The sequence below is a fragment of the Paenibacillus sp. FSL M7-0656 genome, assembly GCF_038003225.1.
Taxonomy (GTDB): Bacteria; Bacillota; Bacilli; order Paenibacillales; family Paenibacillaceae; genus Paenibacillus; species Paenibacillus amylolyticus.
Window position 1 is genome coordinate 5,518,146 of record NZ_JBBOOT010000001.1, and the last position, 26,595, is coordinate 5,544,740.

Here is a 26,595-nt window from a genome sequence, read left to right on the forward strand (position 1 = left end):
CATGTACAAGGTGTTTGTTGTGGACGATGAGCCATTCATCATTGAAGGTTTATACGATATTGTGGATTGGTCTTCATTTGGTATGGAAATTGTGAGTCATGCAGGTAATGGACAAGCAGCGTTACAAGCGCTCTCTTCTCAGCCTGTGGACATTCTGATTACGGATATATCCATGCCACTCATGAATGGTCTCGATCTGATTCGGGAAGCAAGGCGAGTGCAACCTGAGCTTAAGGTCATTATCCTCAGTGGTTTCAATGAGTTCGAATATCTGAAGGAAGGCATGCAATTGGGGATCGAAAACTATCTGCTCAAACCGATTAATGTAGAGGAACTGGAATCCACGCTGAGCAACACGGCGTCCAAGCTGGATCATACGGTATCACCTCAAGCCGATGATGCGTATGGCATCCAGATTCTGAAAGATAACATTCTTCATCGATGGCTTACGGGGCAGATTGCAGCTACTGAATTTGAAGAACGTGCCCAGTTCATGAACCTTTCGCTGGATGCACCGGACGTTGCTGTGGCCATTCTGCGTGACAAAGGGCAAGTACCTGGCATGTTTGAACGTGTAGAAGAGATGCTGAGAGACAGACGCCATCTGAACGTATTTCATGATATCGATGGAGACATCGTCATTATTGCCAACATTCAGGGTACGAGTGACGAGGAACAGAAGTTGATGGATGGCTTGCAGGCATTATCTGATGAGATAACCGTAACCCATCCGGCGGCACGCATTGGAGCAGGCAGATTGATGAAAGGGTTATACCATGCGCCGACCAGTTATGCGGAGGCCAAAAAAGCACTCCAGTATGTGATGATTTATCCCGACCTTAAAGTCATCGACCATGCCATGCTGGAAAGGTGCGGAAATTCAACGGCGACCTTTTTCATTGAATGGAGGGAGTATGCCAAACTCATTCTGTCCCGCAATACTGAACAACTTGCTGACCGGATTCGCATGGATTTTGAACAGCATCGCGATGGGCTTACACCTGGGGAGTTACAGAATACCGCACTGGAAGTTGTGATTCGCTTCAAGATGGAACTGGAGAGCATCAAACACTCGGATGAGTCTGCCATATACCAACAAGGGCTTCAACTTGTACTGGACAGTGGCACTTTTGATGAGCTCGTGCGGGCGCTTCAGCAGGTTGGGTCGCAGACGATCCAATCCCTATTGCAGGATCTGAAAAATCCAATTGTAAACCAAGTGCTTCAGCATATCGACAAACACTACGCAGAAGAGCTCTCCTTGAAGCTATTGGGTGCCCACTATCATCTGCATCCGGTGTATTTGGGACAATTGTTCCATAAGGAGACAGGGGAGACGTTTGCCGAATACATCAACAAATACCGAATTGAACGTGCGAAGGAGCAACTACGCAATTCCAATCTGAAGGTACATGAGATCGCCCGAAATGTAGGGTATTGGGAGACAGGGTATTTCTATAAACAGTTCCGCAAATATGTGGGAATTTCACCGACTGATTTCAAGGTGTTTGGTTAATTCGGTGACGGGTAGATCCAACCATGCGGACAGAGAGCCAAGAGACATATCGGGAACAGGAATGGCATGGATGAAAATCATGGCATACGTTACCCGGCATGTCTCTTTTATGTAAGCGATTTATTTAAATAGGTACAAAATAGATGCCCAAGGACGATTTCTCTTTAATTTGTACCTCGAAAACTTAAGTTTATCTTCTTTTTGTAAATGCTTTCATTCGATAAGGTTAAAGCAGTTAGTAAGTAGAGCCTAAGGGAACACGAAAAGGGAGGATCAAAGAAATGAGTAAACAAAGAAAACGCTTCTCACTCGTTCTTGCATTGTTAATGGCCGTTACACTTGTTCTTAGTGCCTGTGGAGGAAGCAAAGATGCTTCAGAATCCGGGGGAGCTGGAGATGACGCGGTAGAGTTGATCTGGTATACCATCGGTACCCCTCAGAAAGACGTCAACAAAGTGATGGAAGAAGTCAGCAAGTATACCAAAGAGAAAATTAATGCCACGGTAACGATGAAGATGGTTGACTGGGGTGACTACCCGCAGAAGATGCAGGTTAACGTAGCATCCGGTGAGCCAATGGACATTCTGTTCACTTCTTCTGGTGGATTCGATTATGTACAAAATGCTAGAAAAGGTGCATTCCTTGAACTGGATGACCTGCTTACTGAATACGGTCAGGATCTTACCAAGACCATTGATCCTGCATTCCTCAGCGGTTCCAAGGTAGATGGACACAATTACGGAATTCCAGCCAACAAAGAGTTGCCACAACAAGAGGTATGGCGCTTTAACCAAATGCTGGTTGATAAATACAAGTTGGACATCTCTGGCGTTCGTACGTTAGACAGTCTGGAGCCTCTGCTCAAAACAATTAAGGAAAACGAGGCGAGTGTAACACCATTTGCCATGGATAAAAACTATGTTCCTTACGTGCCTTATGACTATGTCATTCAGAATCTGCCGATGGCGATCAAGCTGGATACGACGGATTATAAGCTCGTGAACATATTGGAAACACCTGAGATGAAAGAAGCACTCACCACAATGCACAAATACTACAAGGCTGGTTATGTATCGGCAGAAGCGGCAACAACAGGTTCCACGAATGATCTGACGACATCAGGTAACTGGTTCCTGGATCGTGCACAGACTCAGCCGCTCGCGGACAATCAATGGTCTGCCAGTTACGGTTATCAAGTCGTTTCCACACCTGCAAGTGAAGCCATTATAACGAATACATCTGTACAAGGCTCCATTATGGCCATCTCGGCCAACTCGGAATATCCAGAGAAAGCGATGGAGTTCCTGAACCTGCTGAATACAGATCCTGTGCTGCGTAATATGGTGGATTCCGGTATCGAGGGCACACACTACAAAAAAGTGGATGACACGCATATGGAAAATCTGCCTGAATCAAAAAACTACGATATGCCTTCATACTCCCTTGGGAACAACATGCTGCTCTACCTGAACAGCAATGACCCGGATAACAAATGGGATGAGTTCAAGAAGTTTAACGCTGAAGGTGTCAATTCCCCGATCCTCAGCTTCAACTTCGATGCAAGCAATGTATCTGCTGAACTGACGGCTGTACAGAACGTGAAAGAGCAGTATTGGGCAGCACTGATGACAGGTACACTGGACCCGGCAGCCAATCTGGACCAAGTGATTGAGAAGTTCAATCAAGCGGGATTGGAGAAAGTAATGGCTGAAGCCCAAAGCCAGCTGGATGCCTGGAGAGCGGAAAACAAGTAACGGTACATCGTAAGGATCGGGCGGCTGCTTATCGCGCCCGGTCCTTTTTCATTCAAGCTGAAGGAGGATATCCACAATGACTGCATTTTTGAAAAATCTAATTAGAAACCGAGTCATGCTATTCATGGTCCTGCCAGGCGCCATCTGGTTCTTCTTCTTCTCCTACTTGCCCCTTGTGGGCACCGTGGCTGCCTTCAAGCAATATCGTTTCAGCCGCGAAGGCTTCTGGGCAAGTCTGATGAAGAGTGAATGGGTAGGCTGGGACAATTTCAAATTCTTGTTCAGCACTAGTGATGCATGGCTGATAACACGTAACACCCTTTTTTATAACATCGCCATTATCTTCTTGGGGCTGGTATTCTCTGTGGCTTTGGCCATCCTGCTCTCGGAACTGGTCAATAAACGACTCGCCAAACTATATCAAACGGGCATGTTCCTGCCGTATTTTCTATCCTGGGTTATCGTTGGTTACTTCGCGTTCAGCTTCTTGAGCATGGATCGGGGTATGTTGAATCAGATCATCGGCTGGTTCGGAATGGAACCGATTCAGTGGTACTCTGAGGCGAAATATTGGCCGTATATCCTAGTGTTCGTAGCGTTATGGAAAACCATCGGTTATAGCAGTGTTGTTTATCTGGCGTCTATTCTGGGGATTGATCGTTCCCTGTATGAGGCAGCCATGATCGATGGAGCAAGCAAGTGGCAGCAGATTCGCAACATTACAATTCCATTGCTCTCACCCATCATTACGATTATGACCTTGCTGGCGGTAGGCCGCATTTTCTATGCAGACTTCGGACTCTTCTATCAGGTGCCACGGGATTCAGGTACGCTCTATTCCGTTACGAATGTTATTGATACGTATGTGTATCGTGGTTTAAAAACAAGCGGTGAGATTGGCATGAGTACGGCTGCGGGATTGTATCAATCCGTTGTGGGCTTTGTACTTGTAATTATCTCTAACTATGTTGTGCGCAAAGTCGATAAAGACAGCAGCCTATTCTAGGACAAGAGAAAGGAGTGAAACACTGTGGCTCAACTCGTTAAAAAACGCGACTTCCACCACGTATCTAGCGGCTGGAACGTGATCATGAACATCATCGCCGGATTCTTTGCTTTAATCTGTGTATTCCCTTTTATATTTGTAGTCATCATCTCGTTTACGGATGAGAAAGCACTGGCCCGTGACGGGTATCGACTGATTCCAGCAGAATGGAGTCTCGCGGCATATCAGTTTGTCTGGCAGAGCGGAGACACACTGATGCGTGCGTACGGGGTTACCCTTCTGGTGACAGTACTGGGTACTATTATCAGTCTGATTCTCATGTCCTTGTATGCCTACGCGATTTCCCGCAAGAGCTTCAGATATCGGAGATTTTTCTCCATTTTTGCGATTCTGACCATGTTGTTCAACGGTGGGATGATTCCGACCTATATGGTCGTATCCCAGTTGCTTGGCCTAAAAGATACGTTATGGGCACTGATTCTGCCGCTGGCGATGAATGCCTTCTATATTATGATTCTGCGGACATTCTACTCCACGAGTGTACCAGATGCGGTCATTGAATCAGCGAAAATCGATGGCGCCGGAGAATTCTATACCTTTATGAAAATAGTGATTCCACTTTCCTTGCCGGGACTGGCAACCATTGGGTTGTTCAGCACACTCGGTTACTGGAACGACTGGTTCAACGCGCTCTTATATATTGATAATCCCAATCTGGTGCCGCTGCAATCCATGCTGATGCGGATTGAGTCGAGCATCCAGTTTATCCAGCAGAACTCTGCAAATAGTTCGATGAGTTTGGCAGCCATGCAGTCCATTCCACAGGATACATCCCGAATGGCGATGGTTGTGCTGGCAACGTTGCCGATTATATTCGCTTATCCGTTCTTCCAGCGTTATTTCGTACAGGGTCTGACGGTGGGAGCGGTCAAAGAATAACCGGACTACGCTTTAGGATTGGAGAGGTGCAGATTGATGACTTACAAGGACAAGAGTAAATCCATAGAAGAACGGGTACAGCACCTGCTGAGCCTGATGACTACAGAAGAAAAGGTAGGCCAACTCACTCAGCCCTTTGGCTGGCAGACCTATACGAATGATCAAGGGAATATAACGCTTAATGATTCTTTCAAAGAGCAAGTGGAGAACGGTGGCATCGGTTCCCTCTATGGCGCGCTTCGGGCAGATCCCTGGACTGGTGTTACGCTTGAAAATGGCCTATCAGCCAGAGAAGGCGCAGAGGCGGTCAATCTCATTCAACGTTATGCGGTGGAGCATTCCAGACTTGGGATTCCCATCTTAGTCGGGGAAGAGTGCTCGCATGGACATATGGCCATTGACGGAACGGTCTATCCTGTCCCCCTTTTACTGGGGAGCACCTGGAACGTAGATCTGTACCGTGACATGTGCCGTGCTGTCGCTCGCGAGACCCGTGCTCAGGGCGGTGCGGTCACGTATTCTCCTGTACTGGATGTTGTGCGTGATCCACGCTGGGGACGGACCGAGGAATGTTTCGGTGAAGATCCGTATCTCATAGGGGAACTGGCAGTTGCCTCCGTGGAAGGACTTCAGGGTGAAAGTCTTGATCGTGGGGATACAGTAGCGGCTACGCTGAAACATTTTGTGGGTTACGGTAGCTCGGAAGGTGGACGCAATGCAGGACCTGTGCATATGGGCTGGCGTGAACTGCTGGAGGTGGATCTGTATCCATTCCGTAAGGCGGTGGAAGCTGGCGCGGCGTCGATCATGCCGGCGTATAACGAAATTGATGGCACGCCTTGCACCGTGAATACGGAATTGCTGGAAGATGTACTGCGTAAGGATTGGGGATTTGAAGGTCTGGTCATTACGGATTGTGGCGCGATCAATATGCTGGCAAGCGGGCATGATGTCGCGTCAGATGGACTGGAAGCTTCCGTACAGGCGATTCAGGCAGGTATCGATATGGAAATGTCCGGCGAGATGTTTGGGCAATATCTGGTGCAGGCGGTGGCAGAAGGGAAGCTTGATGTGCAGGTTCTGGATCGGGCTGTCGGTCGCGTATTGGCGTTGAAGTTCAGACTGGGATTATTCGAACAGCCTTATATAGATGCCGATCGGGCAGCAGAAGTGATTGGCAGTGAGCAGCATGTTCAACTGGCACGGCAGTTGGCTGCGGAAGGGGTTGTGCTGCTCAAAAATAAGGCTGACACGCTACCTCTATCGATAGCAAATGCGGGCCGAATTGCCGTGATCGGCCCAAATGCGGATCAGGCCTACAATCAACTGGGCGATTACACATCTCCGCAACCGAAGTCGAAAGTGGCGACGGTACTGGATGGGATTCGCATTAAGCTGGCTAATCATGTGGATGGGCAAACGGAGAAGAGTTCTGTTGGTGCTTTGACTGGTGACAGCAGTACAGATCAGGTTCTTTATGCACCAGGCTGCCGGATCAAAGGTGATTCGAAAGAAGGATTCGAGCGTGCGATCGAAGTTGCCAGTCAAGCGGATACGGTCATTATGGTGGTTGGCGGCTCCAGTGCACGTGACTTTGGAGAAGGAACAATTGATCTGAAGACGGGGGCTTCCAATGTGTCGGATAACTCCTGGAATGATATGGAGTGTGGCGAAGGGATCGACCGGATGACGTTGGGTCTTGCCGGAGTACAGTTGGAACTTATTCAGGAGATTCACAAGCTCGGCAAGAAACTTGTCGTTGTTTACATTAATGGTCGTCCCATCACTGAACCTTGGGTGGATGAACATGCCGATGCAATTCTGGAGGCGTGGTATCCGGGTCAAGAGGGCGGTCGTGCCATTGCAGATATTTTATTCGGTGATGTGAATCCGTCAGGCAAATTGACGATCTCCATTCCGAAGCATGTCGGCCAATTACCGATCTATTATAACGGCAAACGTTCCCGAGGCAAACGTTACCTCGAAGAGGATCTGGAGCCACGTTATGCATTTGGATACGGACTTAGCTATACCACATTTGGGTACAGTGAACCGCAGTTGAGTGCTGCATCCATGACAGCTGGTGATATGGTTTCGGTATCGGTGAATGTGACCAACACTGGCCGTTATGCAGGTGCAGAAGTTGTACAGATGTACATCTCTGACATGGTCAGTTCACTAACTCGTCCGGCCAAGGAACTGAAGGGGTTTGCAAAAGTGAACCTGGAGCCAGGAGAGACACAGACCGTGGAATTCCGAATCGGAGCCGAGCAGCTGCAGTATATTGGTCGTGATTTGAAGCCTGTCGTTGAACCTGGACAATTCCATATTCATATCGGCAGCAGCGTAAACGATACGCAAATAGCCGAACTGACCGTAAGGGAGGCGTAAGACGATGGAACGTATCAGACGATTTATTCGCGAGTTGTCCGAACATCAGTGGCTGGAGCAAATACAGCTGCGCAGCTGGGGCATTACCCGCGCTTATTATCATGTGCCAGGACAGTATGAGGATCAGGGTGAGTACCCGGAAGGCCAAGATTTTGATCGTTTTCCGAGTAAACAGGGAACGACTTATTTCTTTAGAACACGTTTGGAGATTCCTGCTACATGGCAGCAAACACCTTATGGGCTTGTATTTGAGACAGGCGGAGAAGGCTTGCTTCGGGTAAATGGGCACTCTTATCAGGGTCTGGACCGCAATCATACCTACGTCACGCTTGATCCATCTAAAGTTGGAAACGCTCCGGAACTTGAGATTGAGATGTTTGACCCGGTACCTGAACCTGTAGACCCGTTGAATCAACAGGCGGTTATTCAGCCACCGATCACATCAATTACGAGCCTGCTGGTGAGACCCAATGAAGCGGTTCGTAGTCTGATGTATACCGTCATTATTGTGCGTGATTCGGCTGTGTTGCTACCGGAAAGTGACTTTCGGCGGGTTCGCCTGTTAGAACTGGTATATCGTGCGATGGATCAATTTGTAGGCATGTCAGCAGAAGAGATTGAGCAGGGTGAGGGTATTCGTCAGATTGAGAATAATCTGAAGCATCATGTGCGTGAGATTGGCGGAAACGCGGAAGGTCTGGAGCATATGGTGGGACAGTCCCATATTGATATTGCCTGGCTGTGGCCTGTACGTGAGACGGTACGCAAAACGAGCCGTACTTTCTCCACCGTGGATGCACTCATGAATGAATATCCGGACTATGTTTATTCCCAGAGCCAACCCTTACTATATGCGTTTCTGAAGGAGCATGATCCCGAGCTTTACGCGCGGGTGAAGCAGCGGATTGTAGAAGGCCGCTGGGAACTGGTTGGCGGCATGTGGGTTGAGCCGGATCTGAACATCCCAAGCGGGGAGTCCCTGATTCGCCAGATGTTATATGGTCAGCGTTTCTATATGGAGGAGTTTGGCAAAACATCACAGATTGAATGGTTGCCGGATACGTTTGGGTATTGTGCCTCCCTGCCACAGATTTTGAAGCATGGCAATGTGGAATATTTCATGACAACAAAGCTCGGATGGAACGACACAAATGTGTTTCCATACGATCTCTTCCACTGGGTGGGCATTGACGGCACACCGATCCTGTCCTACCTCAATCATGGTGTTAACGAGCATACGTTGCCGAAGGACATTCATGATCACTGGCAGTCCTATCGTGAGAAAGCAGCGCATCCGGAGCACATGCTTCTATACGGACACGGAGATGGCGGCGGTGGCGTAACACGCGAGATGCTGGAGTATTTGGATCGCGCAGACCTGATGGTTGGACAGCCTGCGAGCCGTTATAGCACAGCTGGAGCTTTCTTTGCCGGAATTGAAAAGGAGCAGCCTGTACTTCCGAAGTGGCATGGCGATCTGTATCTTGAGTTACATCGGGGAACCTACACGACCCATGCGCGCAATAAGCGTAACAACCGGAAAGCGGAGGTTCTGTATCGAGAAGCTGAGCTGTGGAATACACTCGCTCTGCCAGATATGGAGGCAGATGCAGAAGCTGAAGTGCGTTCGAATCTGCATGAAGGCTGGAAGCTGATTTTGCTGAACCAATTCCACGATATTATACCGGGCTCGGCAATTACGGAGTCCTACGTCACTTCGAATGAGGAATATGTACAGGTATTTGAATTGGGCAGAACCGGACTGGATCAAGGCATTGCAGCATTGACAACGGGTATCAACACAGAGGGACCGGAAGGTTCAGTAGCCTATGTTGTATTCAACAGCCTGGGCTGGAAACGGAGTGCAGTCGTTCAACTTCCTGTGCAGGATGGCTTGGATCGCTACGGCATCGATGAAAAAGGCCAGCGCTTGCGGATGGATTGGGAGGATGGCAGCATGTCTATTCTCGTGACAGACATTCCGGCGTTTGGATATAAAACGATTTGGCTTGTACCGGAAAATACAAGGGAAACGAATGTACGGGAAATGACCACCCTTGCCGCACAACCAACCTTTAATGATACATGGGATACCGCCTTTTACCATGTGCAGTTCAATGAACGTGGGGAGATCACCCGCCTGTGGGATAAAACCGCAGAGCGTGAGATGTTGAAGCCGGGTGAACGAGGCAATCAACTTCACTTCTTCCACGATCGTCCAACGCTTTGGGATGCATGGGATATCGACAGTCGTTATGAAGAACAGATTGCTGGCGAAGTGGAACTTTTGGAGAAAAAGCTGGTGCTTGCGGGTTCAACGAAAGATGTCCTGCGCTTCCGCTGGAAGCTACATCAATCGGAAATCACACAAGATATCGTCTTTTATCATGACTCACGGCGAATTGACTTCCAAACACAGGTTAACTGGAACGAAAATCACAAACTTCTGAAAGTTGGTTTCCCGATTGATGTGGTGACCTCCAAGGCTACGTTTGAGATTCCGTTTGGCACACTGGAACGTCCAACACATCGCAACACAAGCTGGGAACAAGCGCAGTATGAAGTCTGTGGACATCGCTTTGCAGATGTATCCGAATATGGATACGGCGTGAGCCTCCTCAATGACTGCAAGTACGGGTACGACGTGCAGGGAAGCACCATTCGTTTGTCCCTACTGCGTGCACCCAAATGGCCTGATCGCACAGCCGATCTGGGAGAACATGAATTCACCTATTCCCTCTACCCACACGACGGTGACTGGCGAACTGCACACACCGTACGTCAGGCTGCCGAGTTAAATCATGAGGTGACGGTACAGCAGGTGAAACAAGTACAACAGATGGGGCAGATACAACAGATTGCAGGGGCTGAAGTAGACTCAACCGCAGATGCAACTGCAAATGCCAAACATTCTCGCCCAGCTACGGGCTCCTGGATTAACTTCAACAGCAGCCACGTGATTCTAGATACCGTCAAATTGGCAGAGGATGGACAAGGCACCATACTTCGTTTCTATGAATCGTCAGGCAAACGCGACAACATCACATTGCAATGGCCACATGCCTTTGAACAGGCGTATCACTCCAACGCACTGGAAGAACCGATCAAACCACTGGCCCATACCAATGGCCAGATTACATTATCTTTTAAACCTTACCAAATACAAACCGTGCTACTGCGGTAAACCTTTTTGAAATATTTTTGAGCTATACATGTTCAACTAAAAATTTACACGATAACGGAGAGGACAGAAAGAATTCGAAGAAGCGAAGCGTTCGCCTAAAAGCTTTCTGAAAGAAAGCTACATCGGAAGCATATGCTATCCCCAGATTTTACCCTTTAGAAAAGGGAATCAAAAAAATCTGGGGATAACAGCGATCGGAGGATCTTTCTGACCGCGCAGTGGTCCCGTGTAAATTTTTTGTTTCATCCTGTATAGCTATACCATTCAATTTGTTTAAGGAGTTGCACTCATCCATGGAACAGTTCAGATTACCCAAAATACCCATGCCACCTGTTGCTTTGCCACAATCCATTCAGGCCGTGCTCGAAGAAGCAGAACAGAAACTGGCTCACCGACCAAAACTGCTTCAATTATTCAAAAACTGCTTCCCTAACACTATCGAAACAACAACCAAGTTGATGGAGGACGGTACGACTTTTGTTATCACAGGAGATATTCCGGCTTCCTGGTTGCGTGATTCCGTGGAGCAGGTGGTACATTACATTCCGTTTGCAAAAGAAGACGAGGACCTGCAACGCATTATTGGCGGGCTGATCAAACGTCATATCCAGTATGTTCACATCGATCCATATGCCAATGCCTTCAATGAGACTGCTAACGACTGGCATTGGAACACCACGGACGAAACAGAGATGTCGCCTTGGGTGTGGGAACGCAAATTTGAGATTGACTCATTATGTTTTGTTGTACGTTTGGCGTATTTATATTGGAAGGAAACCGAGCTGACCGACATTTTCGATTCAAGCTTCAAGGCAGCGATGCGTAAAATCGTGGACCTGTTCAAAGTCGAACAGCATCACATGGAACAATCTCCATATCGCTTCACTCGTAATAACGGTATCCCAACAGATTCCCTGCGCAATCACGGAAAAGGTATGCCAGTCAACTACACGGGGATGATCTGGTCCGGTTTCCGTTCCAGTGATGATGCGTGTGATTTCCACTACAATATCCCTGGCAACATGTTCGCGGTTGTAGCTCTGCGCCAGATGCAGGAGTTTGCCGAGTGGGTGTTCCGGGATATGGAACTTTTGCAGGAATTGAAGGATCTGGAGCAGGACGTGGATCACGGCATTCAGTTGTATGGTATTTATCGTCATCCGGAATTTGGACCGATCTATGCGTACGAGACGGACGGTTATGGCAACCACTGTCTCATGGACGATGCGGGTACACCGGGACTCATGTCCATCCCATATCTGGGTTACGTCACAGCGGATGATCCGATCTACCAGAATACGCGCCGTTTTGCCCTGAGCAAAGAGAACCCGTTCTATTATGAAGGCAAGGTTGCCAGAGGGATTGGTAGCCCTCACACCCCACCAGATTACATCTGGCATATGGGATTGTCCATGCAAGGACTGACTGCGCAGTCTGCCGAGGAGAAACTGGAGATTATTCGCATGCTCGAAGCGACAGATGCAGATACAGGTTATATGCATGAAGGCTTCCACGCCGATGATCCAACGATTTTTACACGAAAATGGTTTGCATGGTCCAACAGCCTGTTCTCCCAGTTGGTCTATAAATCCATGAAGGATGGCCTGTTATGAGTATCCAACCTAATGATAAAAAGCTGATTATCTTCGCTGATCCTGCGTTTCCGATGGAAGGTGCTTTTCCAACTCATGAGGCTCTGAATACATGGAAAGCAGTTGAAGAGATCACCGTTGTAAACGCCGAAGAACTCGCAGAGGCTTTGAAGACCACAGCAGGTGAAGGATGTCTGGTCAATCTGCATGCACCCTATTTTCCCAAGTTCGCCTGGACGGAGATTGCCGCTTACTTGCATAAGGGCGGAAGCCTGATCAGTGTGGGGGGCGCACCCTTCAAACGTCCGGTTCGATATGAAAATGGGGCATGGGTTGTAGAGTCCGAGCAGACCGCGTATCATCAGGAACTCTATATTCATGAGGCACTGAACGTATCTTCTGCCAATGTGCAATCGTACACTTCATCCGAACAGATCCCGCTTCTCACTGGGAAAGAGGGGCTGTTCGAGAAGGCAGATACATGGAATTTGGTTCCACATACAACCAAAACAAGTGATCTGCCCCACCAGATGGGGTCATCAGGACCGATGAGTACGCAGATTTATCCATTGCTTCGTGGCATGAGTAAAGACGGGCGCAGTGTCGCCGCTCCGGTCGTTCTGTGGGAAAACTCGCGCGGGACTTTCGTAGGTTCACGCTGGATGTTTGTACATCTGCCGCTGACCACCTCATTCTGGACGCAGGATGGCGCTGCCGAGATTGTGAAATGGGCGCAATTCTGTGCGCAAGGTGTAACTGAGTTATCCCTCAAAACGAATTATGCTTCGTATGAGCCAGATGAGCGGGCTATACTCACACTTCAAGGCCAGATTTTACAGCGAGCAGGGAACAGACTTACCGAGTCCGAGCTGTGGGCATTCGACATAACAGTCGAGCATGAAGATCGCACAAGTGGCACGACGGAGAAGGTATGGAGCCATCGACTGGAGATGGAACTTTCTGGTGAGCAGCGTTTCGAACGTATACTTCTCCCGGTTTCCCTTGAAAGTGGGCTGTATCGAATCATATGCCACGCGCAGGCTCCTGACGGTGAAGTTCGGATCTTGCGTCAAGGCTTCTGGGGACAGGATGCTGCACTGCTGGCAGAAGGGGAAGTGATTACCCGCAGCAGAGACTATTTTGTAAAAGACGGACGTCCTCTGCCTGTTGTGGGCATGACCTACATGACCTCCGATGTGGCACGGAAATTTCTGTTTCTGCCGAATGCGGATGTTTGGGATCGAGACATGGCCCAGATGGCAAAAGCCGGCATTAACTGGATTCGGACGGGAATCTGGACCGCCTATCGCAACATGATGCAGGTGGACGGACATATGGCAGAGGATGTGCTTCGTGCCATTGATGCATTTATTTTAACGGCGAAACGTCACGGCTTACAGGTCACATTCACCTTCTTCTCCTTTACACCGGAGACATGGGAAGGCACGAATCCGTATTTGGACCCGCAGAGTGTCGAGGCTCAGAAACGTTTTATCCGCAGCATCGTTAGTCGTCACACGCATACAACACATGTGGACTGGGATCTGATTAATGAGCCATCGATGTTTGATCCGGTGCGTATCTTCTCGGCAGGCCCACGCTCGGCGAAGGATTCGTATGAACAGCAGGCTTTTATCGCTTGGCTTGAACAACGGCATCAGACGATTGAGGCGTTGCAGGAGGCATGGAACATGTCACCGAAGCAGCTTCCGAACTTTGCTGCCGCGGTGATCCCGGAGGCGGAAGAGATTAACTTTGATGTACAGGACATGCACAAGGCCAAAAAGGGAACACGCTGGCTCGATTACTGTCTCTTCTCTATGGAGATGCACAATGTTTGGGCAAGAGAGCTTGTAGGTACGATCAAAGACCTGGTTCCCGATCATCTGGTTACCGTGGGACAGGACGAAGCCCTTGGTGCACAGCGTCCTTCTCCGTTCTTCTATGAACGTGAAGTGGATTATACAACCGTGCATTCCTGGTGGTTGAACGATGATCTGATCTGGGATGGCATTTTCGCCAAAACGCCATACAAACCAAATCTCATTCAGGAGACGGGCATCATGTATGTGGAAACCCCCGATGGGCGAGCTAAGCGTACGGAAGAGGAGCTTCGTGGTATTCTCGAACGAAAGTACGCCTATGCTTTCTCGACAGGCGGCGCTGGCGCCGTGCAATGGATCTGGAACACCAACTTTTATATGGATAATGCCAATGAGTCCCATATTGGGGCCCTTCGTGCAGATGGTACGGAGAAACCCGAGGCGGATGTGTCTTATGATTTTGGCCGATTCATGGATGGCATTCGTGATCTCTTTGAAGACCGCGAGCTGGAGGATATTGCAGTCGTGTTCCCGTATTCCAATGACTTCTCCAACCGTGCCCTGGCCTATGATGCCACAACAAAGCTTACTCGTGTAATGTCCTATGATCTGAAATTGCCATTCCGTGCGTTATCCGAATATCATCTGGAAGCGTTGGAGCAGCAGCCACCGAAACTGATCATCGTACCGAGTCCGCATAATATGCACAGCGATGCACTACAACAATTGCTCACGTTTGCGGAGAAGGAAGGCACGAGCCTGCTCATTACAGGGCCGCTGGGACTGGACGCATACTGGAAGGCAACTGACCGGGCCGATCATATCGTAGGTAAACGCAGTCTGGGTAACGTGCAGCGGGAAGAACTGCTGAATATTAATGGTGTGAATCACCGGGTGACCTATGGACGGCGTCGTATCGCCGAGGTGGCCAAGGAGACGTTGCTTCATGGAGATAATGGTACAGCAGATGAAGTACACGTTCTGCCTTTGGGTAAAGGGAAATTAATCTGGACTCCACTGCCGCTCGAGTTAAATGGACGGGACGAGCCACTTGCTGAATTGTATCGTTATGCAACCAAGATTTCGGGCATCGAACAGGAGTTGGAATGGATATCTGGCGGAGATATCGCAGGGATCTACGGCCGGAAGCTGAGTTTTCCAAAAGGGAATCTGTATGTATTTGTATCGGAGTTTGCCTTGAACCATGAAGTTCATGTGAGAGATCAACGTACAGGTGTATCGTACTCGTTCCAATTGGAGAAAAATCGTTCGGTGCTGTTTGCGACAGATGCTTCCGGAAAGCTGACTGCAGTGTATCGCCCTGATGAGGTTGAGATTGTACAACAAGATGAAAGAGGTGGGATAACACGATGACCAAAAAAAAGAGAGCACATATTATTTCGCATACCCACTGGGATCGGGAATGGTACTTGCCGTATGAGAAGCATCATATGCGTCTTATTCAGCTCGTCGATTCACTGTTGGATCAGCTTGATGAGGGATCGGACTATAAAAGCTTTTATTTGGATGGACAAACGATTATTATCGATGACTATCTTCAGGTTCGACCGGAGCAGAAGGAACGACTGGAGAAACATATCCGCAATGGGCGGATTGTGATTGGACCATGGTACATTTTGCAGGATGCGTTTCTGACGAGCGGAGAAGCCAATGTGCGCAACATGCAGGTTGGACATAAGGACGCCAAACGTTACGGCACCCCTTCGAAAATTGGTTACTTTCCCGATACATTTGGATTGGTCGGGCAGACTCCACAGCTGATGCAACAATCAGGCATTGATAATGTGTTTTTTGGACGTGGTGTGAAGCCGACGGGATTTAACAATACGGTATCGGATGCCGGATATGAATCAAGCTTCTCGGAGCTGATGTGGGAAGGACCAGACGGATCAAAAGTGCTCGGCGTATTGTTTGCCAACTGGTACTCCAATGGAAATGAAGTTCCAGTAGACGAGGAATCGGCCCGCAAGTTCTGGGAAACCAAGCTTGCAGATGCCGAGAAATATGCATCGACCAATGAGTTGTTGTACATGAACGGATGTGATCACCAGCCGATTCAGCGAGATCTGCCAGAAGCGATTCGCATGGCTGAGCAATTATATCCCGACATTGAGTTCGTTCACTCGAACTTTCCGGACTATCTAACCGCCCTGAGAGCATCGGCTGAACATGAGCTGTCCACGGTCAAAGGAGAACTGCGCAGCCAGCGTACTGATGGCTGGGGAACCCTGGTGAACACCGCCTCGGCTCGTGTGTATCTGAAACAGATGAACCAGCTGGGCCAGACGATGCTGGAAAAAGTGGCTGAACCCCTGGCATCCTACGCCTATCTGCTTGGACATACCTATCCACATGATCAACTGACGTATGCCTGGAAAACGCTGATGCAAAATCACCCGCATGACAGCATCTGTGGATGCAGTGTGGATGAGGTGCACCGCGAGATGGTAACACGGTTTGATAAGAGCCGTCATGTAGCAGAGGCTTTAATTGAAGAGAGCACCAGCCAGATTGCTACAGCTGTTGATACCTCCATCTTTGAGCGTTACGGCGAAAATGCCCGGCCTGTTGTGGTGTTTAATACAACGGGGTGGGAACGTAGCGGTGTAGTTCAGATGGAACTGGACGCGGCTCGGTTGTATTTCCGGGATGGACATACGTTGGAAGAGATGGCGACGCAGATGAAAGCCGTTGACCTGTCAGATCGCATACTGGTAGATGAAGATGGTAATCACATTCCATGTACGGTGGAGGATCTGGGTCTGCAATTTGGCTATGATCTGCCAGATGATCGCTTCCGCCAACCGTATAGTTGTCGGCGAGTACGTATTCGTTTTGAAACAGAAAATGTAGCTGCATTTGGACTAAAAACCTATGCATTGGTCAACGTTGCGGATGATGCTAAGAGTGGTACTCCGTCGAAAACGACTACGCTGTTGCGTGGTGAACGTGGCATGGAAAATCAACATATGATCGTCACGATTGCAGACAATGGTTCATTCACACTCACAGATAAACGAACAGGCCAGACTTATAAGGACCTTGGCGTGTACGAAAATGTGGGTGATATCGGTAATGAATACATGTTCAAGCAACCAGAGAATGAAGTGGCGCGAACAACACACGAGCTTCAGGCCGAGATTCGGGTCCTTGAGGATACATCATACTTGGCCTCGTTTGAAGTGATTCATCATTGGGAAATACCGGAGTCTGCGGGTGAGATGCTGGATCAGGAACAACGGGAGCTGATTTATTATCCACACCGTAAAGCCCAGCGTTCAACGAAAATGATTCCGCTCCAGATCCGCACGGTTGTATCGCTTAGTCGTAGTGGAAAAGGCGTGCAAATAGAAACAACCTTCAACAATCAGGCGAAGGATCACCGGGTACGTGCTCTTTTCCCAACCGATCTGGTATCTGGGGTTCATCATGTGGATTCCATGTTCGAAATTGCAACGCGTGATAATACGCCTGCACCGGAGTGGCAAAATCCAAGCAATACACAGCATCAACAGAGTTTTGTAGATGTAAGTGAACAAGACGCAGGATTGGTCGTAGCCAATCTGGGTCTGAATGAATATGAAGTCCTTCAGGATGGACGCAATAGCATTGCGGTTACGCTGCTTCGTGCTGTTGGCGAACTTGGAGACTGGGGCTTGTTCCCGACACCGGAAGCACAATGCCTTGGAGAACATACATTTAAGATCGAGATCATTCCGCATGATGGCAATGGTGCAGCGTCAGGTGCATATATCGAGGCTTATCAGTTCCAGGTTCCTTGGACGCTGGCACAAACCGAAGTACACACGGGTTATCTGACACCTAACAACACACCGTTTGCATGGCAAGGAGACGGCTTGGCTTTTTCTTCACTCAAGGTGAATGAAGATTCCGGTGATGTGATGCTCCGCTGGTTCAATATGACCACCGAATCCGTCACGTTGAAGCTTGCTGCATCGCAAGCGAATCCACAGCCATTCGAAACGGCGTACAAGAGCAACATCCTGGAGGAGGAGGGCGAAATACTTCATCTCAACCGCATAGAAGAGGCATCAACATTATCATTTGCCAGCAAGGAATGGAACATACAGACAGGTTCATGCGAGATCGTTACTGTCGGCTTGCGCCGCTGATAAAAGTTGTTTGAAGAGTCGAAAAACAGACTTTTGAACACACACTAAAAGGTACAGGACTGCAAGTGTACTATAAACTAGGCATTACGTACGGTGGCAGAAGGGTTACGCTATTTACCAGATCTATGAGTTGAGTTATTGGTTGTTTTTCTATAGAATGAACAGTAGAATTGCAAATGATCGAAAGTTCCTATGCCATCAAGATGGTCACAGGTACACTTCATTGTTCATTCTATATTGAAACATTAAGGGGGCTTGAAGCCATGGAATCCTTGGGAGGACTGCTTCAGCAGCTGAACCCTGCCTTTCGTGAGCAATCGCGGCGGATTGCGGCGGAATTGATGGAAAATCCGTATGTACGTGAATTCCGCGCAGGTCATCCTGAACTGCAAGATGCACAGCTCATGACCGATCTGAGCAAGCTGTTTCAGTACGCCAAAGACTCAAAGAACTGTGCGAATTGCCCAGGACTCGACAACTGCCCTAACGATTTTCAGGGCCACTTTTGCAAACTGGAAGTAGAACATTTTAACGGTAAACCCGAAATCATAGATATAAAAGCGCCTTGTTCCAAACATATCGCCCGGCAAAATGAACATATTATTAAGCAACGCATTCGCAGTTTCTATGTGGACGAGCGTGCGCTCAGTGCCGGATACAATGACGTGGAGATTATGGGCAAGGATCGGATGCGTGCTCCGGCAGTAAATCAGGTGCTTCGGTATATTAGCGAGACCAAGGAGAACGGATTATCTCCGCAAGGACTGTTTCTGGAAGGAACATTCGGGACGGGCAAGACGTTTCTGATGTGTTACCTGTTGCATGAACTGGCGGTTGCAGGCCACACGGGTGTCATTATTTATATGCCTGACTTTGTGGAGGATCTGAAATCCATGATCAGTGAAGGGCAGAAGCTGAAGGAAATGACGGATATTTTGAAAAGTTGTGATCTGCTCATCTTTGACGATATCGGGGCAGAGAATCTGAACCCTTGGGTTCGGGATCATGTGATGGGGTCCATTCTGAACTATAGGATGAATCGTAAACCTACGTTCTATACGTCCAATTACAATCTGGATGGGCTGGAGAAACACCTTAGTTTCACCAACCGGGACGGCGAGGAAATGAATAAAGGGCAGCGTCTCATGGACCGGATTCGTCCATTCGTGGATGTTATCTCCGTTCGGGGTGAGAATCAGCGCGGTAAACGTTGAACCGATCTAATTGAACGAAACGGTTCTGGACAAGGTTAATCTTCAAATTATCGGTGGAGCTTACGATTTAGAAGCTGAGCTGATTGCAATCAAAAGCTAAAGTAGTCCCAAAAAAAGCCTGGCTTTCGCATTGTCGCGAAAACCGGGCTTTTCTGGTCCTGCGTGAGCCTGGAAGCATCCTATTCGGTGAGGAATTTGAAGATAACCATACCGAAAAAGATCACTGTCATCAGACCGGCCATGCCGGCAACACCCGCGATCAGATCAAATAGATCGTTGCGGGGTTCCTCGTTCACATGTTCACGCGGGTCGCTGATCCGCACATTTGCATCCATGTTATTGCCTCCTTATGGGGAAACAGCTTGCCCGTATGGGGGCTGAAACCCGGAGTAATTTTAGTATACTTGGAAAAGAAAGCGTTTGTAAAGATTTTGCAGTTAGTATGTTACATCCTGTAATTGTGAAGATTTGATGTTGGGAAGATGAACATTGCAGCGTTCAATTCACAAGTTTGACGTACCTGTGTTATACTGGAAGTGTCGTTCACGACGTTACAGGTTAAAATAAACCGTAAGTATATATAAGGAGGACAATTTCATGGCTATTGTTAACGTATCCGATCAATCCTTCAACGCTGAAGTAGAAGGCGAAGGAACGGTTCTTGTTGATTTCTGGGCGCCTTGGTGTGGTCCTTGTAAAATGCTCGCTCCAATCCTGGAAGAGCTGTCCACAGAAGTTGGCGATGCAGTGAAAATTGCTAAAGTTAACGTGGATGAAAATCCGGAATCTGCTTCCCGCTTTGGCGTAATGAGCATTCCAACTTTGATCTTCTTCAAAGACGGTCAACCGGTAGATAAAGTGGTTGGTCTGAATTCGAAAGATGCACTCAAAGGAATTATCGCAAAACACCAATAATTTACAGGCTTACACATACGCCTCCGGTTTACATGCCGGGGGCGTTTTGCGTCGAATACCTTTATATAGGACAATATAAAGTAAAAATATTTTTTACACTTGAATGTAGAGTACAGAACCGATCTGGAGAAGCGAAGTGCTCGCGTTTATCCCGGATTCATCTCTGATATATAGATGGAACTAATTATTTACACAGTAACGGAGAGGACAGAAAAAACCTGAAGAAGCGAAGCGTTCCCCTTTATCAACAGATTTTTCCCTTGAGAAAAGGGAATGAAAAAAATCTGGGGATAACAGGGATTGGAAGGTTGTTCTGTCATCGTAGTGTCAGTGTGAATTATCTTTAGTTTCTTCTTATAAAAAAAAAGTGACTCAGAGACAATCCGATAACGGATTGGATGACGGTACTGTAATCAGAATGGCTTAGTGTAACCTTTTATTTATACTTTTTTCGGAAAGGAGGATTCACCGAATTATGGATCAATTCATCAATGATTTGCAGGATCAGGAGAAGGCATTGGAGCAGATTCGTCACAAGCTCGCTTTGCTGCCAGACATGTCTGGATGTTACCTGATGAAAAACAGTGAAGGCACCATTATCTACGTAGGTAAGGCCAAAGTGTTGAAGAACCGCGTACGCTCTTATTTTATCGGCAGTCATAACGGAAAGACGCAGCGTCTGGTGTCCGAAATCCGTGATTTCGAATATATCGTGACGGGCAGTAACATGGAAGCACTCATTCTGGAGTGTAACCTGATCAAGAAACATATGCCGCGGTACAACGTGTTGCTCAAGGATGACAAGACATTTCCATATCTTAAAATTACAAATGAAAAGCACCCCCGGCTGGAAGTAACCCGGCGTGTGCTGAAAGATAAAGCCAAATACTTCGGACCTTATCCAAACTCGTATGCGGCACACCAAACGAAAAAATTGCTCGACCGGATGTATCCACTGCGCAAATGTGGTGTAATGCCCAAAGAAGTCTGTCTGTACTATCACATGGGACAGTGTCTTGCCCCTTGTGTGAAGGAAGTGGAGAAGGAGCAGTACGACGAGATTTCCCAAGAGATTGGTTCATTTCTGAGCGGTGGTCATGAAGAGATTAAGAAGGATTTGCAGCGTAAGATGCAAGAGGCTGCGGAGGATCTTTATTTTGAACGTGCCAAGGAACTGCGCGACCAGGTAATCGCCATCGATGCGATGATGGAAAAACAGAAAATTACGATGGCCGATGCCAGAGACCGTGATGTATTTGGTTTTGCCATTGATAAAGGCTGGATGTGTGTCCAGATTCTATATATGCGTCAGGGTAAAATGATTGAACGCCACGTATCTACTTTCCCGTTTTACGGTGAGGCGTACAGTGACTTCATGTCTTACGTAACACAGTATTACAGCGATAATCCGGCATTGCCACAAGAAATTTTGTTGCCGGAAATGCCCAAGGATCTTGCAACAGATAACGATAGTTTGGATACAGTATCTGATGCTGAGGGATCGGTGCCTGCCGTAGTTACGGTAGAATTCGAGCAGATGGGACAAGTGGAGTACAGTAACGCTTCCCAGCCACTGGTTGCTGAGAGTCGTGCAGCTTACGGAGGTTCCACAGATGCAGAAGGTGAACAACCTGATAGTATGCAAGAGGATGCTCCAATAACGGATACAACTGCTTCTACTGAAAAGCTTCCATCAGGACTGGAAGACCCAACTCAGGTTGCTGCTGCTTTACAGGAGTGGTTGGAGATCAAAGTGCTCATCCCGCAACGTGGATTGAAACGCCAGATGATCACCATGGCTGTGGATAACGCACGTGTGGCATTGGAAGAGAAGTTCCGTTTGATTGAGCGAAATGAAGAACGTACATCCAAAGCTGCCGAAGGACTGGGACGTTTTATTGGATTGGATCAGCTTCACCGTATTGAAGCGTTTGATAACTCGAACATTCAGGGTACAAACCCGGTATCTGCCATGATTGTATTTACCGATGGTAAACCGGATAAGAAGGAATATCGGAAGTATAAGGTCCGTTCGGTTGAAGGACCGGATGATTATGAAACGATGAGAGAGGTCATCCGTCGCCGTTACGAGCGGGTATTAAAAGAAAACCTGACCCAGCCTGACCTGATTGTGGTTGATGGTGGTAAAGGACAGATCTCGGCTGCGGTCGATATTTTGGAAAATGAGCTGGGGCTGTTTATTCCGGTATGTGGTCTGGTGAAGGATGCGAAGCATAAGACTTCGCAGTTGATGATCGGTAATCCACCAGAAGTCATCTCCCTGCCACGGGATAGTCAGGAATTCTACCTGTTGCAACGGATACAGGAAGAGGTCCACCGTTTTGCGATCTCGTTCCACCGGGAACAGCGTGGCAAATCGATGGTGACATCACGTTTGGATGCCATTCCGGGTATTGGAGAAAAGCGGCGTAAGTTGCTGTTGAAGCATTTTGGCTCTTTGCGCAAAATAAAAGAGGCCAGCGTTGAAGACTTCCGGCCTCTCTCTATTGGTGACAAACTGGCAAATCAGATTATTGCAGCACTTCGGGATGAGGAGTCGTAACATACGGCTTCTCTTTTTGTTTTGGATTGAATTTGTAGACCACATATCCAACGATGGCCGGCAGTACAATCCAGAAGAGTCCAGCTGTCATATTCAGGGCATCGCCCATAAAGACCAAGCTGAGTCCCATCAACAAGCTGTCGAAGATCACATGGGCAAATACAACGGCAATGAAGCCGTGACGCAGCATGATCAGACTGAACAGCAATCCAATCACCATCAGCTCAATGGGACGGGTGATTACTGGATAGATCGGATACAATGTGTGTCCAAGTGCCCAAATGATGGTTGGAATCAGACAGGCAATAAACGTGTTACGCACAATCTTTTGCATCATGCGAATGCCGAACAGTCGATAAACAGTTTCTTCACCAATACCGGCCATCCAGGCCATGATCGGGAAGAGCCAGGCATAGGTCATATTAAAAGTAGATTGATCTGCTGACGTCGTTGACCATGTGCCGATGCTTCGCTCCAGAATGAAGAACAGGATGGATTGCACACCCAGTAGAATAAATGCCCACAGGTAACCAGCAACCATGCTGTGAAGTACATATTTTCCATATCCGGTTTCTTTGGCACGAGGCCATGGGTTCAGACCTATTTTGCGCCACATGCCGTCACCAGCAACAAGGGACAGATAGATGGTTGCACTCATGACCAGTGTAATTCCCGCCTGCATTAACATCAGGAACGCTAACATGAAGCTGGAGAGCCCTTGTGCCTGAAAGAGTGGAATCATGTTCAGCGTACCAATTACCGAAGCTGCGAAATACACCAGCGAGAGAATGATCCCGCGTTTGAAAGACGTATGTGCTCGGGTCAGAATGCTATAGATGATTGCCAGCACGCCCAGAACAAAGGTCAGGAATGCATAGCCGCCATAGGTCATCCAATTAGCTTGGCGCGTTTGATCTTTCACATAATCGGTATGGGATTCAGGGACAGAGAATCCAGGATCGAAGGATCGTACCGCACCCTCTTCAAACGTAAAATTCAATTCAAGCTTAGAGTCTCCAATGGCTTTTTCAGAATCCACATACTTCAGTCCCGCTTCACCATCGCGAGTCTCCAGTTGAAGTACCGGCACTTCATAACCGAATTCGGTCAGAACGCCAGCCGCGAGCTGTTGTTTCTCGTCCAGAGACATATTGCCTTCAGCAAGTACTTGCGATGTGGTCACTCGTCCACTAACCTGCTCCGCCTCAATGGCGGTATAGAGTGAAGAAGGTAGTTCTCGTTTGAAGCCGACGACTTTTCCTGTTTTCATATGTACGTCAACATTAAGATAACCGCCCTTGTCTTGATCAGGCAAACGAACGCGGAATACATCGTAAGGATAGCTTGTTTCCCATTTCTGGTTATAGGTATCAAGTTGTTTGGTTTTGGCCATATACCCGTAGATATCCGAATGTGTCTGGTAGGTGACCAGGGTTTTTTCATCATCATTTGGCAGTGTATAGTCATTCACAGAAGCTGCGAATGATCGTGCGGATTGCTTCGCCTGCTCCTTGGTTATGAAGGACGTAGACGAAATTTCTGTCGTTTGTGATGAGGTAGCAGGAAAGATCTGAAATACAAAAAATAGAATCAGGCCAATCGCCGCAAGCAACCCCAGCCGCTTGAAGTTAGCCTTGAGTTGCAAAGGCTGCCCTAAGGGATTCATGTAATGGTGTTCCTCCTTTATTGATAGAGGTAGTTCAAAAAGTTTCTATCTTCATCCCATCTTCTTGGTACTGAAAACCGCCCTTTTTGAACACGCACTAATATGGATATTAAAGTTAACATAGCACAGGCCAAGCACCGAATGCCAATGATGTAACGAAAACAGGTGTAAATCCTTGAAAATGAATGAAAAGGACCGAAAGAATCTGATCCATCCGTCGCCATATCTGAGTTCTTCCCTTTTTGGCTGAATTCGATCCGATTTACACAAAAAACGTTTTGTCTACAAACGTCGCAGCGCTTATAATTTTGAAACAAATGTGCAATGATTCGCATGTCTTTCGCCCAACAAGGGAACGAATAGGATATATTCCAACTTCATTATATATGTCGTTTTAATCTGAATCATACTTGTTTAACGTTTGGCAACAGCATTTCAAATGAAGAAGGCTCCACGGGTGTGGAGTTATTTTCATTTTAGAAGAGGTGGAAGATACTCAAGTGAAACTGAATGTTCAATGGATGCGATTATCGCCACCCCGTATTCTTGTGTTAGGGTTTGCTGGCATCATATTGGTAGGCACAATGTTGTTAATGCTTCCGGCATCCAACCGTAACGGAGACAGTCTTGCATTTATTGATGCGCTCTTTACAGCAACTTCGGCTGTTTGTGTCACTGGTTTGGTTGTGGTGGATACAGGGACTCATTTCTCGGTGCTGGGTCAGGTTGTAATCGCGATTCTGATTCAGATTGGCGGACTGGGCTTCATGACAATGTCCACATTGGTTGCCATTGCGTTCAAACGGCGGATTTCGCTTAGAGAACGGTTGATTCTACAGGAAGCGATGAATCAGAGCACGATGGAGGGCATCGTCCGGCTGATCCGTAAAGTTGTGATCTACTCACTCATTATCGAAGGCATATGTGGCACACTGTTTGCCATTCGCTGGTCGTTCGACATGCCGATTGGACAGGCGATCTATTATGGCTATTGGCATGCGATCTCCATGTTCAACAATGCGGGCTTTGATATGTTTGGGGATTTCCGCAGTCTGACCGGTTATGTGTATGACCCGTTGGTTAATTTTACAGCAATGTTCCTGATTGTTTCTGGCGGTATCGGTTTTGTGGTGTTGTCAGACCTGGTGGATTACCGCAAAACGCGGAAGCTGTCTCTGCACTCCAAAGTTGTACTGTTAATGACTGGATTGTTAATTGTGTTTGGTGCACTTGTCATTTTCGTATTTGAATTCAGCAATCCACGGACACTGGGTGGCCTGAACTGGGGTGGCAAAATTCTCGGTTCATTCTTCCAGTCCGTTACGCCGCGAACAGCAGGAGCCAATACGGTAGATATTGCCGGGCTGAGACAGGCAACACAGTTCTTTATGATCATTCTGATGTTCATTGGTGCTTCGCCGGGTTCTACCGGAGGCGGGATCAAAACAACGACATTTATGATTATGGCTGGAGCGGTCATCGCCATGATGCGTGGACGTGAAGATATCGTGTTTTTCCGCTATCGGCTTGTACAGGAACGGATTTTCAAGGCGCTTACCATTACATTGCTGGCGCTTTTGTTCATCATAGCTGTAACGATGGCACTGAGTACCACAGAAGACGCCAGTTTTATGATGATCTTATTTGAAACGACATCGGCCTTTGGTACTGTAGGATTATCGCTTGGACTAACGCTGAAGTTGACTACATTGGGCAAACTCCTGATTTGTTTTACGATGTTTGCTGGAAGGCTTGGACCGATTACATTAGCGTATGCACTTGGGCAGAAAAAGGGTAAAGAGTTATACAGGTATCCGGAAGGCAAAATGATTATTGGATAAATCTATTTTTAGTGAGTTTTGAAATTGATTTGGATAA

General features: G+C 47.8%; 15 protein-coding genes. 13 read left to right on the plus strand and 2 right to left on the minus strand.

The features are described 5' to 3' along the window. The first annotated feature begins 1 nt into the window (after nucleotide 1). The 10 genes from MHI01_RS24345 (at nucleotide 2) to dnaI (ending at nucleotide 19,573) form a co-directional block, all read left to right on the plus strand. Nucleotides 2-1,516 (plus strand): response regulator transcription factor, encoded by a 1,515-nt coding sequence (locus MHI01_RS24345; RefSeq protein ID WP_127547020.1) that lies wholly within the window; start codon nucleotides 2-4, stop codon nucleotides 1,514-1,516. A gap of 281 nt (nucleotides 1,517-1,797) precedes the next feature. Continuing rightward, on the plus strand, nucleotides 1,798-3,270 hold the full coding sequence (locus MHI01_RS24350; protein WP_340984300.1) for an ABC transporter substrate-binding protein: 1,473 nt from the start codon (nucleotides 1,798-1,800) through the stop codon (nucleotides 3,268-3,270). A 76-nt stretch (nucleotides 3,271-3,346) separates the two neighbouring features. Continuing rightward, on the plus strand, nucleotides 3,347-4,276 hold the full coding sequence (locus MHI01_RS24355; RefSeq protein ID WP_340984301.1) for an ABC transporter permease: 930 nt from the start codon (nucleotides 3,347-3,349) through the stop codon (nucleotides 4,274-4,276). A gap of 84 nt (nucleotides 4,277-4,360) precedes the next feature. Then, nucleotides 4,361-5,215, plus strand: a complete 855-nt coding sequence (locus MHI01_RS24360) for a carbohydrate ABC transporter permease (protein WP_340984902.1) — start codon at nucleotides 4,361-4,363, stop codon at nucleotides 5,213-5,215. A gap of 36 nt (nucleotides 5,216-5,251) precedes the next feature. Continuing rightward, entirely contained in the window at nucleotides 5,252-7,606 is a 2,355-nt protein-coding gene (locus MHI01_RS24365; RefSeq protein ID WP_340984302.1) for a glycoside hydrolase family 3 N-terminal domain-containing protein, read from the plus strand. 4 nt (nucleotides 7,607-7,610) lie between these two features. Continuing rightward, entirely contained in the window at nucleotides 7,611-10,790 is a 3,180-nt protein-coding gene (locus MHI01_RS24370; RefSeq protein WP_340984303.1) for an alpha-mannosidase, read from the plus strand. A 293-nt stretch (nucleotides 10,791-11,083) separates the two neighbouring features. Further along, on the plus strand, nucleotides 11,084-12,403 hold the full coding sequence (locus MHI01_RS24375; protein WP_315370498.1) for a glycoside hydrolase family 125 protein: 1,320 nt from the start codon (nucleotides 11,084-11,086) through the stop codon (nucleotides 12,401-12,403). Continuing rightward, nucleotides 12,400-15,579: a beta-galactosidase gene (locus MHI01_RS24380; RefSeq protein WP_340984305.1), complete on the plus strand. Its 3,180-nt coding sequence runs from the start codon at nucleotides 12,400-12,402 to the stop codon at nucleotides 15,577-15,579. The genes MHI01_RS24375 and MHI01_RS24380 overlap by 4 nt, the downstream gene beginning before the upstream one ends. After that, nucleotides 15,576-18,359, plus strand: a complete 2,784-nt coding sequence (locus MHI01_RS24385) for an alpha-mannosidase (RefSeq protein ID WP_340984306.1) — start codon at nucleotides 15,576-15,578, stop codon at nucleotides 18,357-18,359. Before MHI01_RS24380 ends, MHI01_RS24385 begins: the two co-directional genes overlap by 4 nt. A gap of 263 nt (nucleotides 18,360-18,622) precedes the next feature. Next, nucleotides 18,623-19,573, plus strand: a complete 951-nt coding sequence (gene dnaI, locus MHI01_RS24390; RefSeq protein ID WP_036605787.1) for a primosomal protein DnaI — start codon at nucleotides 18,623-18,625, stop codon at nucleotides 19,571-19,573. A 179-nt stretch (nucleotides 19,574-19,752) separates the two neighbouring features. Here dnaI and MHI01_RS24395 read toward each other — a convergent pair whose 3' ends face one another. Beyond that, nucleotides 19,753-19,908 carry a hypothetical protein gene (locus MHI01_RS24395; protein WP_017692450.1) on the minus strand — a complete coding sequence of 52 codons (156 nt, stop codon included), beginning with the start codon at nucleotides 19,906-19,908 and terminating at the stop codon, nucleotides 19,753-19,755. A gap of 262 nt (nucleotides 19,909-20,170) precedes the next feature. Here MHI01_RS24395 and trxA point away from each other — a divergent pair, with 262 nt between their 5' ends. Together trxA and uvrC are read left to right on the plus strand one after the other, a co-directional pair. After that, on the plus strand, nucleotides 20,171-20,488 hold the full coding sequence (gene trxA, locus MHI01_RS24400; protein ID WP_017692451.1) for a thioredoxin: 318 nt from the start codon (nucleotides 20,171-20,173) through the stop codon (nucleotides 20,486-20,488). Between the two features lie 475 nt (nucleotides 20,489-20,963). Beyond that, nucleotides 20,964-23,051, plus strand: a complete 2,088-nt coding sequence (gene uvrC, locus MHI01_RS24405; RefSeq protein ID WP_340984307.1) for an excinuclease ABC subunit UvrC — start codon at nucleotides 20,964-20,966, stop codon at nucleotides 23,049-23,051. Here the strand turns inward: uvrC and MHI01_RS24410 are convergent. Next, nucleotides 23,020-24,717, minus strand: a complete 1,698-nt coding sequence (locus MHI01_RS24410) for a type II CAAX endopeptidase family protein (protein WP_340984308.1) — start codon at nucleotides 24,715-24,717, stop codon at nucleotides 23,020-23,022. The two genes, uvrC and MHI01_RS24410, sit on opposite strands and share 32 nt — an antisense overlap. Nucleotides 24,718-25,238: 521 nt before the next feature. On the opposite strand from MHI01_RS24410, the gene MHI01_RS24415 reads away from it, so the two are divergent. Next, the gene (locus MHI01_RS24415; RefSeq protein ID WP_076253330.1) at nucleotides 25,239-26,558 is read left to right on the plus strand and encodes a TrkH family potassium uptake protein; all 1,320 of its coding nucleotides are present in this window, start codon (nucleotides 25,239-25,241) and stop codon (nucleotides 26,556-26,558) included. Nucleotides 26,559-26,595 lie beyond the last annotated feature (37 nt).